Raw genomic sequence first — 10,268 nt, 5'->3', positions numbered from 1 at the left:
GGGGTGGAGCAGCTTGGTAGCTCGTCGGGCTCATAACCCGAAGGTCGTCGGTTCAAATCCGGCCCCCGCAACCAAATACAAGACGATAGATTGAATGCTTATTTATTAGCACAATCCTAAGTCGTCGAGGGATGCGCCGCTTGATTCAATTCCTGCTTCTCGCAACCAATCACATCGCTCTTTTCATAATGCTGCGAAGCATGAATCCCCAAAAACTAAATTTTATCCGCATCATATGATGTCGGACGATTTCGTTTGTGTTTAAAACACGATATGAATCGGCTGGCGTACAAGCATGATGAGGTTCTGCATGTTTTATCTACTTTAATTAACAGAGTTATCCACATACGTCGTTCTGTGGATAAGTTAGTTGATAAAGTGTTTTTAGCTTGACTTTTTGCGATGGAGAAGAAAGATCTTTTCGCTGAAGGAAAGTCGAAATAATAACGAAATATTGATTAAGTCTTTGTTAATTAAGATAAAAATAAGTTTTTTGTCGGATCGGATACGTTAAAATACGATCATTAACTGGTATTTTTTTGATCCTAGTCATTTCTCCAAGCTGTGTTTAACTTTTTTCTGCTAGCTTGTTTTTCTTGAATCTCAAATTTTTTTCCACATTACAAAATTGAGAACAAGGTCATGAATTGAACATGTAAAAGTGCTTTCAATCTCTTGCATATAGACTACGCACTATGCGTCTCTTGGTAGCCCCTTCTCGACTATTCTTATTAAACGCTGCTTTTTCGTCTCTGTAGATGCTTTATTCTCAATGGGGAGTTGATTTAGTTGCTCGGCCAAAGCCCATTTTATGTGTTCATCAAGTAATTTATTTTCACCTTGTCGACTTTCTAACGCATCAATGACTCGTTGACTGTATTCTGCATTACCAAGTGCGACAGCAATATTACGCAGCCACTGTATATGACCAATGCGACGAATAGCGGAGCCTTCCATATTTTTTAGAAAAGTCGCTTCATCCCAGTTAAACATGTCAACGAGATCCGGGTTTTTGAAACTATCGCGACGATGGAAATCACTCTGCTCCGTTATGTCGGCGTAGCGATTCCATGGGCAAACCAATTGGCAGTCATCACAGCCATAAATGCGGTTACCCATTGGCTTGCGAAACTCTTCAGGGATCACGCCATCGAACTCGATGGTGAGGTAAGAGATACAGCGTCTGGCATCGACAACTTTGTCTTCAACGATGGCTTGTGTTGGGCATGAGGTAATGCATGCTTTGCATTTACCGCACTGATCAACGCTTGGCTCGTCAACGGGAAGTGGCAAGTCGATAAGTAACTCGCCTAAAAAGAACCACGAGCCACAGTCTTGATCTAAAATCAGGGAATGTTTCCCTGTCCAGCCTAAGCCTGCTTTTTGGGCGAGTGGTCGCTCCAATATTGGTGCGGAGTCGACGAAAGGTCGGTAACCATACTGACCAACTTCTTGTTCAATAAGTTTGCCAAGTTTATTCAGTTGTTTTCTGACGAGCTTGTGATAATCACGCCCTAATGCATAGCGACTAATATAGGCATGATTTTTATTCGCTAGGTTCGAAGCGAATTGTGCTTCTGGTGGTAGGTAGTCCATCCGAACGCTGATCACACGAACGGTTCCCGGGAGTAGCTCATGGGGTCTAGCTCGCATCATACCGTGACGAGCCATCCAGTCCATTGAGCCGTGATAGCCTGCATCGAGCCACTTTTGCAGTGCGGCTTCATGCTCACTCAGATCAACGTCGCAGATCCCAACTTTTTGGAAGCCGAGCTCTTTTCCCCAAATTTTGATTTGTTGTGCGAGTTGTTCGTAGTTCATGCTAACCACCGGAATAAAAGGGGGGCGGATCTTAACGGATCTCTGGCTTTGGTGCTACCCAGTTAGGGACGTTTTTGATGCTGTGAATACTGCTTATTGAAGTCATTTGCATATATTCTAAATCTAGGTCGATACTAAGGTGATTAAGATACCGTTCCTTGGATACTTTTTTCGCACATATGACATTTGAAAGCTTGTCTCTCAAAACCAACACGGTTTACTATTCCTGTTCTTTTGATTTTTATATAGTCAACGATCATTAGTTAGAGAAGCATCAATGAGCACGAAACAATTCAATTTAAAAGATGAGCACGAAACGGTTGCACTAGGTACCGCTCTGGCTCACCTTTGTTCGCAACAAACCACAATTTATCTGCATGGTGATTTGGGTGCAGGTAAAACAACCTTTAGTCGTGGTTTTGTCCGTGCTCTTGGCCATCAAGGTAACGTGAAAAGCCCAACTTATACTCTAGTCGAACCGTATCAGTTGGATCAGTGGCAAGTGTACCATTTCGATCTTTATCGTCTTGCGGATCCTGAAGAGCTTGAGTTCATGGGGATTCGAGATTACTTCACAGATGATGCAATTTGCTTGGTTGAATGGCCTGAAAAAGGGCATGGTTTGTTGCCACAACCGGATCTTGATGTGAACATTCGCTACCAAGGTGAGCAGCGTGTAGCCGAACTAACAGCTAATAATGATTATGGTGTGCAGTTACTCAGTCGATTGGAGCTATGTTGAGTTTTTCAAATTTTAGAGTAGTGGCGACGTTTGTCGCCACTTTTCTCCTTCTCATCCCCAATTTAGCATTTGCTAACGTCGTTAAGAGTTTTCGAGTTTGGCCTTCTCCTGATGAAACGCGTGTTGTCATCGATTTAGGCTCGGAAGCTGACTATTCCTATTTCTCTTTATCCGGACCGGATCGTCTTGTCGTGGATTTAAAAAGCACGACCATGCAGGCCAAACTGCCTGTTACTGTTACGGACAGCCCGGTTTTAAAGCTAGTTCGAAAAAGCTCTCCGCCAGAGAAGGGCACCTATCGTTTGGTGTTTGAACTGAAAAAGAGCGTTCAAGCGGAATTGTTTAAATTAAGCCCAACACCTGGCGGGCAATATGGTCACCGTTTGGTGATTGACCTGCCGCACGGTAAGAAAGCATCGACTTCAGCCTTTAAACCGAGCAAGCCAGCGGCGACCAGTAAAGACATGAGTTCAGTTCAACGAGCTCAAGAAGTCTTGATCGTTATCGACCCTGGTCACGGTGGTGAAGATCCTGGCTCTATTGGCCCTTCACGCCGTAAGTATGAAAAAGATGCAGTATTAAGTATTTCACGAAAAATCGCCGCTCAGCTCGATGCTACGCCTGGGATTAAAACGCGTATGACACGTACCGGAGATTACTTTGTGAATCTAAACCGTCGTGTAGCCATTGCCCGTGAAAATGATGCGCACTTACTGATTTCCATTCACGCTGATGCGTTTACCTCACCGAAGCCTCGCGGAGGTTCGGTTTTCGTGCTGAATACCCGTCGTGCAAATACTGAAATTGCTCGCTGGGTTGAGAACCATGAGAAACAATCTGAAATATTAGGTGGTTCGGGTAATGCGTTCTTCACTAAGACCAAAGATCGTAACGTGAACCAAACTTTGTTGGACTTGCAGTTTAGTCATTCACAAAAAGAAGGGTATAAGCTGGCAACAGAAATCCTTGGTGAGATGGGGCGTGTTGCGCACCTGCATAACACCAAGCCGATTAATACTAGCCTTGCTGTTTTACGCTCTCCGCAGATTCCGTCTGTATTAGTGGAAACGGGCTTTATTTCTAACCCAACAGAAGAGCGGTTGCTGTTTCAACGAGCGCACCAAGATAAGTTAGCTCAGGCGATCACCAAGGCGGTCGTTAAGTACTTAAAAGATAATCCACCAGAGGGTACGGTATTCTCGCCTTCAGCGAAGCCAATAGTGCATACCGTAAAACGTGGCGAGTCGTTATCGGTGATTGCGAATAAATATGGGCTTAGCTCTAAAGCGCTGATGTCGGCAAACAACTTGAAGTCGACTGGGTTGGCAATTGGTCAGAAGCTCAAAATCCCTTCTGCTGGCACGATTAAAGTGCCAAGTAAACCGATTACTGTTGAGACAGAAACCATTATTCACAAGGTTAAGTCAGGTGAGTTCTTAGGTAAGATCGCGAGTCACTATAAAGTGAAGGTTTCAGATATCCGCCGTGAGAACAACTTGAAGTCAGATACCTTGTGGGTAGGACAAAAGTTGAAGATAACCGTCGCTGTCAAAGATAAGCCGATCCGTAAGCACAAAGTTTCTCGAGGTGAATACCTTGGTAAAATAGCGTCCAAATACGGCGTCAGCGTTTCGAGCATTCGTAAAGCGAACAACTTACGCTCCGATCAGCTGGCGGTTGGGCAAGTTCTTATCATTCCAAACAAGTAGGTGAGCTTTTAACTCATTATGACGATTAAAATTTTGCCAGCTAGACTTGCAAACCAAATCGCAGCAGGGGAAGTGGTCGAAAGACCCGCCTCTGTGATTAAAGAACTGGTTGAAAATAGTCTTGATTCTGGCGCAACTCGAATCGATATTGATATCGAGAAAGGAGGCGCAAAGCTGATTCGTGTTCGTGATAACGGCAAAGGTATCGCGAAAGATGAACTCGGCTTAGCGCTCAGTCGTCATGCTACATCTAAGATACATACTTTGGATGATCTTGAAGCCATCATGAGTCTAGGTTTTCGCGGTGAAGCGTTAGCCAGTATTAGCTCAGTCTCGCGTTTGACGCTCACATCGCGTCCTGCGGCGCAAGAAGAAGCCTGGAGTGCCTACTCCGAAGGGCGTGATATGCAGGTGAAGCTTAAGCCAGCAGCGCACCCGATTGGCACGTCTGTTGAGGTGTTGGACTTATTTTTTAATACTCCAGCGCGTCGCAAGTTTCTTCGTACGGAGAAAACAGAATTTGCTCATATTGATGAGTTATTGAAACGCATTGCGTTAAGTCGCTTTGATGTCACCATCAATGTGCGTCATAGCGGCAAGATCATCCGTCAATATCGCGCGGCGAAAAATCAGCTTCAAACCGAAAAACGTATTGCAGCTGTCTGCGGTAACGCGTTTGTTCGACACATGCTCAGAATAGAGCTTGAGCATCAAGGGTTAAAGCTACATGGGTGGATTACCACACCAGAGGGAGCAAGGCAGCAAAGCGATTTACAATATTGCTATGTGAATGGCCGAATGATGCGTGACAAATTAATCAATCACGCGATTCGTCAAAGCTATGAAATGAGCTTAAAGCCAGATCAGTTCGCTGCCTATGTGCTCTTTATTGAGTTAGACCCGCACCAGGTAGATGTGAATGTCCACCCTGCTAAGCATGAAGTGCGTTTCCACCAAGCTCGCTTAGTGCATGATTTCATCTATCAAGCTTTGGCGGATGCACTTGCGCAAAGCGCCGTGATTGATAAACCACAGGTTAATGAATCCGCATTTCATCGTGTGGAACCGACTGAGTCCGAAGAGGTTGAGCATTCACCTGAGCCTGAAAAAGTGCAAAGGCCGACACCTTCACCAGTTCCAGAGCGTGTTTATCAAGCGATAGAGAGTACACCGGCTTATCCTGGACGCAGTGATTATGAAGTTAAACCTCGCGATCGCAGTCCTAGGGATACTTCCGTGCGAGAAGCTCGCGTTGCGGACTCGTTCAAGCGTACTGATTGGGTGGAATCCAAACCAGCACCAAAGCCGAATCACAATAAAGAGCGCCATGTTGAGCCAGCACCAAGCAAGCAAGAAGTGCGCGCTTATCACGAGTTGTTGAAAACGCCAGAGTTTGAGTCTCAACCCGTAACGCCGATAGAGCCCCAAAAGGCAACTGCGAATGCATCACTTCCATCGATTAATGCATTAGGCAAAGCGCTAGTGATGGTCGGTGAGCAATTTGTTTTGATGAGCAGTGACAGTGGGGCGGCGTTAGTCTCGTTACCTAGAGCGGAATTTTATCGTGTAAAAGGGCAGCTCACTCCAAGCGATGGCGCGCTTAAAGCACAACCTCTACTCGTTCCTCTATCTATTAAGTTAGAGGCCGAGTTAGTGAAGCTGGCTCAAGATTATCAACAAGATTTGGCGTTACTTGGCATTCAATTGAAAGCGAGAAATGAGCAAGCCTTAATGGTGATGGGCGTTCCTGCGCCGCTACGTCAACAAAACTTACAAAATCTAGTACCAGATCTGTTATCTTACGCGCAATCTTGTGTGAAGGAAGGTATAGCAACGGCTCAGATGCTGTCTGAGTTGATAGATTGGCTCGCATTGCAGGTCACGACAATGAAGAGTCATTATACTTTTTCTGAAGCAATTCAAATTATTGCGGAACTTGAACAGCTAAGAGATGGTCAATTGCCATTAGAAGATACAAAATTTGTATCCGCTGTTGATTTCTCTGCCACGATAGCCAAATTAAAACCATGACAGATAAACTACCTTTGGCGCTATTTTTAATGGGGCCAACTGCATCAGGCAAAACTGAGTTGGCGATTCGTCTTCGTCAAAAGTTCCCGGTTGAGATCATCAGTGTTGATTCTGCTTTGATCTATAAAGGGATGGATATCGGTACGGCGAAACCGGATGAAAAAGAGTTAAGTTTAGCGCCTCATCGCTTGATTGATATTTTGGATCCGAGCGAATCTTACTCTGTAGCCGACTTTCGTCGTGATGCATTGAAAGCGATGGATGATATTGTTGTAGAAGGAAAAATTCCACTCTTAGTGGGTGGGACAATGCTGTATTATAAGGCGCTACTTGAAGGTTTATCCCCACTTCCTGCTGCAAATCCTGAAATTCGTCAGCAAATTGAACAAGAAGCATTGACTAAAGGTTGGTCAGTGTTGCACGATGAACTCAAAGAGGTTGATCCTGTGTCAGCAGCGAGAATCCATCCCAATGATCCCCAACGTTTATCTCGGGCATTGGAAGTTTTTCGTATTTCAGGTAAAACTTTGACTGAATTGACTCAAACGAAAGGTGAAAGCCTGCCATACCGAGTCAAGCAGTTTGCAATAGCTCCCAAGGATAGGGCAGAACTTCACCGTCGAATTGAACTTCGTTTCGAAAAGATGATGGAAGCGGGCTTTGAAGAAGAAATGAAAGCGCTACATTCGCGAAAAGATCTTCACCCCGATCTTCCTTCCATACGATGCGTCGGTTACCGACAGATGTGGGAGTATTTAGATGGGGAGTGTACACGTGACGAAGCAGTATTTCGTGGCGTATGCGCGACTCGTCAATTGGCCAAGCGTCAAATCACCTGGTTACGCAGCTGGGATGACTTAACTTGGTTGGATAGCGAGAACATTGAACAGGCATTAGAAACGATGTCGGAAGCAATAGCATCTGATTGACATAGCTGTGTATAATGTGATCGTTTTTGCGTGAACGCACTCTCAAAGGATCTGTTGTTGGCGGTTTTTATACTATGCTGCTAATTACTTAGAGTGCATTTTTGATTCGTTTAGCTCAGATGCAAAAGCAGTATCTTTTGCATTGCACCACTAGCTAAATAATTACAACTACAAATTAAATAAGGAAAATAAAATGGCTAAGGGGCAATCTCTACAAGACCCATTTCTAAACGCGCTACGTCGTGAGCGTATCCCGGTATCTATCTACCTTGTGAATGGTATTAAACTACAAGGTCAGATCGAATCGTTCGATCAATTTGTGATCCTGCTGAAGAATACTGTTAACCAAATGGTGTACAAGCACGCGATCTCAACAGTTGTGCCGGCTCGTCCAGTGAGCCATCACAGCGGTGAACGTCCACAAGGTGAGCGTCCACAAGAGAAATCAGAAGATTAATTCTTCATCGAGTATTTTTAAAATAAGGAGTTGATTGCTTGTTTGACCGTTATGAATCCGGTGAGCGAGCCGTACTTGTTCATATCAACTTCACGCAAGAAGGTGAATGGGAAGATCTGGCTGAGTTCGAAATGCTGGTTTCTTCTGCTGGGGTAGAGGCGCTACAAGTGGTAACTGGTAGTCGTCAATCCCCACACCCGAAATACTATGTCGGAGAGGGTAAGGCCCAAGAGATTGCTACTGCGGTACAGTCGACAGGTGCCGAAATTGTGATTTTTAATCACGCCCTCTCTCCTGCCCAAGAACGTAACCTCGAAGCACTGTGCCAATGTCGAGTTCTCGACCGCACTGGTCTTATTCTCGATATCTTTGCTCAACGAGCTCGAACACACGAAGGTAAGCTACAGGTAGAGCTGGCTCAACTTCGTCATATCTCTACTCGTTTGATTCGTGGTTGGACGCACCTTGAAAGGCAGAAAGGGGGTATCGGTTTACGTGGCCCGGGTGAAACCCAGCTGGAAACCGACCGTCGCTTATTGCGTGACAGAATCAAAGCCATCCAGCGACGCTTAGACAAAGTAGCGAAGCAGCGTGAACAAGGGCGCCGCGCCCGAAATCGAGCTGAAATCCCAACGGTTTCACTCGTGGGTTACACCAACGCGGGTAAGTCGACACTCTTCAACCGTATTACAGAAGCTGGCGTGTATGCCGCTGATCAACTATTTGCTACTTTGGACCCGACTTTACGTAAGATAGAGTTAGCAGATGTTGGGCCTGCCATTTTGGCTGACACGGTTGGTTTTATTCGACATTTGCCTCACGACTTGGTTGCGGCCTTCAAGGCAACCTTGCAGGAAACGCAAGAAGCTGACATTTTGTTACATGTTGTTGATGCCAGTGATGAGCGTTTTCGTGAGAATATTCAAGCTGTTCATGAAGTACTAGAAGAGATCGACGCACATGAAGTGCCGACTCTGGTTGTCATGAACAAAATCGACAATCTAGATTCGCAGAAACCACGTATAGAACGAGACGAGGAAGGCGTACCTCGCGCAGTTTGGGTTTCAGCAATGGATGGGTTGGGCATTGATGTCCTGTTTGAGGCACTGACGGAACGTCTGGCGTCACAAATGGTCGAGCATCAGTTGCGAATTCCTCCACAGTATCAAGGACGATTCCGTAGTACCTTCTTCCAAATGAAGTGTATTCAACGTGAGGAATATGACCAGGATGGTAACTTGTTGATCGATATTCGAATGCAGCAAGTAGATTGGTCTAGACTTGAAAAAAGAGAAGGGGCAGTTTTGACTGGCTTTATAGTCACTTAAAGGACTGCTACAGTATAACGTCATATCAAATGATGGAGCTTTCTAATGGCGTGGAATGAGCCTGGAAATAACAACGGCAACAATGGCCGCGATAATGACCCTTGGGGTAATAATAATCGTGGTGGCCAGCGTCCTGGTGGCCGAGATCAAGGTCCGCCAGATTTAGATGAAGTGTTCAATAAACTGAGTCAAAAACTGGGTGGCAAGTTTGGTAAAAAAGGCGGCGGTGGTTCTCCAATCGGCGGCGGTGGTGGTAGTGCAATTGGCTTTGGCGTGATTGCTCTTATTGCTGTTGCAGTTTGGTTCTTCGCTGGTTTTTACACCATCGGTGAAGCAGAGCGTGGTGTTGTGCTGCGTTTAGGTAAATACGATCGTATCGTAGACCCAGGCCTTAACTGGCGCCCTCGTTTTATTGATGAATACGAAGCGGTAAACGTACAAGCGATTCGTTCACTACGTGCATCTGGTCTAATGCTGACTAAAGACGAAAACGTCGTAACAGTCGCGATGGATGTTCAGTACCGAGTGACTGACCCATACAAATACTTGTACCGTGTAACCAATGCAGACGACAGCTTGCGTCAAGCAACGGATTCTGCACTACGTGCAGTAATTGGTGACTCATTGATGGATAGCATTCTAACCAGTGGTCGTCAGCAAATTCGTCAAACTACGCAAGAAACACTGAACCAAATCATTGATAGCTATGATATGGGTCTGGTACTTGTTGACGTAAACTTCCAGTCTGCGCGTCCACCAGAGCAAGTGAAAGATGCGTTTGATGATGCAATCGCAGCTCGTGAGGATGAAGAGCGTTTCATCCGTGAAGCTGAAGCATACAAGAACGAAATCTTGCCGAAGGCAACGGGTCGTGCTGAACGTTTGAAGAAAGAAGCACAAGGTTACAATGAGCGTGTCACTAACGAGGCTCTTGGTCAGGTAGCACAGTTCGAAAAACTACTACCAGAATACCAAGCGGCACCAGGTGTAACGCGTGACCGTCTGTACATTGACGCAATGGAAGAGGTGTACTCAAGCACTTCGAAAGTGTTGATTGACTCGGAATCAAGCGGCAATCTTCTGTACCTTCCAATCGATAAGTTGGCGGGCCAAGAAGGTCAGGCAGACACAAAACGTAAATCGAAGTCATCTTCAACCTACGATCAAATTCAACTGGAGTCTGAGCGTACACAAGAAGACACTTCGAACACGCAGTCTCGTTCAACAGGTTCACGTCAAGGGAGATACTAA

The 10,268-nt window shown here is 45.5% G+C and carries 8 protein-coding genes; 7 read left to right on the top strand and 1 reads right to left on the bottom strand.

Going from position 1 to position 10,268, the window contains the following annotated elements; all coding sequences use genetic code 11:
• Window positions 1-693: 693 nt before the first annotated feature.
• On the bottom strand, window positions 694-1,821 hold the full coding sequence (gene queG, locus ACWYVB_RS22510) for a tRNA epoxyqueuosine(34) reductase QueG (RefSeq protein ID WP_114324015.1): 1,128 nt from the start codon (window positions 1,819-1,821) through the stop codon (window positions 694-696).
• Between the two features lie 277 nt (window positions 1,822-2,098).
• On the opposite strand from queG, the gene tsaE reads away from it, so the two are divergent.
• From tsaE to hflK, 7 genes are all read left to right on the top strand, one after another.
• On the top strand, window positions 2,099-2,563 hold the full coding sequence (gene tsaE / locus ACWYVB_RS22505) for a tRNA (adenosine(37)-N6)-threonylcarbamoyltransferase complex ATPase subunit type 1 TsaE (RefSeq protein ID WP_005395381.1): 465 nt from the start codon (window positions 2,099-2,101) through the stop codon (window positions 2,561-2,563).
• Window positions 2,557-4,272 (top strand): LysM peptidoglycan-binding domain-containing protein, encoded by a 1,716-nt coding sequence (locus ACWYVB_RS22500; protein WP_395206175.1) that lies wholly within the window; start codon window positions 2,557-2,559, stop codon window positions 4,270-4,272. The genes tsaE and ACWYVB_RS22500 overlap by 7 nt, the downstream gene beginning before the upstream one ends.
• Before the next feature lie 18 nt (window positions 4,273-4,290).
• On the top strand, window positions 4,291-6,303 hold the full coding sequence (gene mutL, locus ACWYVB_RS22495) for a DNA mismatch repair endonuclease MutL (protein WP_457530226.1): 2,013 nt from the start codon (window positions 4,291-4,293) through the stop codon (window positions 6,301-6,303).
• Window positions 6,300-7,232: a tRNA (adenosine(37)-N6)-dimethylallyltransferase MiaA gene (gene miaA, locus ACWYVB_RS22490; protein ID WP_457530224.1), complete on the top strand. Its 933-nt coding sequence runs from the start codon at window positions 6,300-6,302 to the stop codon at window positions 7,230-7,232. The genes mutL and miaA overlap by 4 nt, the downstream gene beginning before the upstream one ends.
• 193 nt (window positions 7,233-7,425) lie before the next feature.
• A complete protein-coding gene (hfq, locus tag ACWYVB_RS22485) occupies window positions 7,426-7,689 on the top strand; it encodes an RNA chaperone Hfq (protein ID WP_005381379.1) in 264 nt (87 codons plus the stop codon).
• Window positions 7,690-7,727: 38 nt separating this feature from the next.
• Window positions 7,728-9,017 carry a ribosome rescue GTPase HflX gene (gene hflX, locus ACWYVB_RS22480; protein WP_457530222.1) on the top strand — a complete coding sequence of 430 codons (1,290 nt, stop codon included), beginning with the start codon at window positions 7,728-7,730 and terminating at the stop codon, window positions 9,015-9,017.
• 45 nt (window positions 9,018-9,062) lie between these two features.
• Window positions 9,063-10,268: an FtsH protease activity modulator HflK gene (gene hflK, locus ACWYVB_RS22475; RefSeq protein WP_005395374.1), complete on the top strand. Its 1,206-nt coding sequence runs from the start codon at window positions 9,063-9,065 to the stop codon at window positions 10,266-10,268.

Source organism: Vibrio sp. JZG10, from assembly GCF_054064075.1.
The sequence above is the reverse complement of the archived record's forward strand: the minus strand, read 5'-3'. Positions and strand labels throughout refer to the sequence as shown.

Excerpts from the sequence above, each read along its gene's own strand:
- ACWYVB_RS22500 (WP_395206175.1), top strand. The coding sequence starts at position 2,557 with ATGTTGAGTTTTTCAAATTTTAGAGTAGTGGCGACGTTTGTCGCCACT.
- queG (WP_114324015.1), bottom strand. The coding sequence starts at position 1,821 with ATGAACTACGAACAACTCGCACAACAAATCAAAATTTGGGGAAAAGAG.
- tsaE (WP_005395381.1), top strand. The coding sequence starts at position 2,099 with ATGAGCACGAAACAATTCAATTTAAAAGATGAGCACGAAACGGTTGCA.
- mutL (WP_457530226.1), top strand. The coding sequence starts at position 4,291 with ATGACGATTAAAATTTTGCCAGCTAGACTTGCAAACCAAATCGCAGCA.
- hfq (WP_005381379.1), top strand. The coding sequence starts at position 7,426 with ATGGCTAAGGGGCAATCTCTACAAGACCCATTTCTAAACGCGCTACGT.
- miaA (WP_457530224.1), top strand. The coding sequence starts at position 6,300 with ATGACAGATAAACTACCTTTGGCGCTATTTTTAATGGGGCCAACTGCA.
- hflK (WP_005395374.1), top strand. The coding sequence starts at position 9,063 with ATGGCGTGGAATGAGCCTGGAAATAACAACGGCAACAATGGCCGCGAT.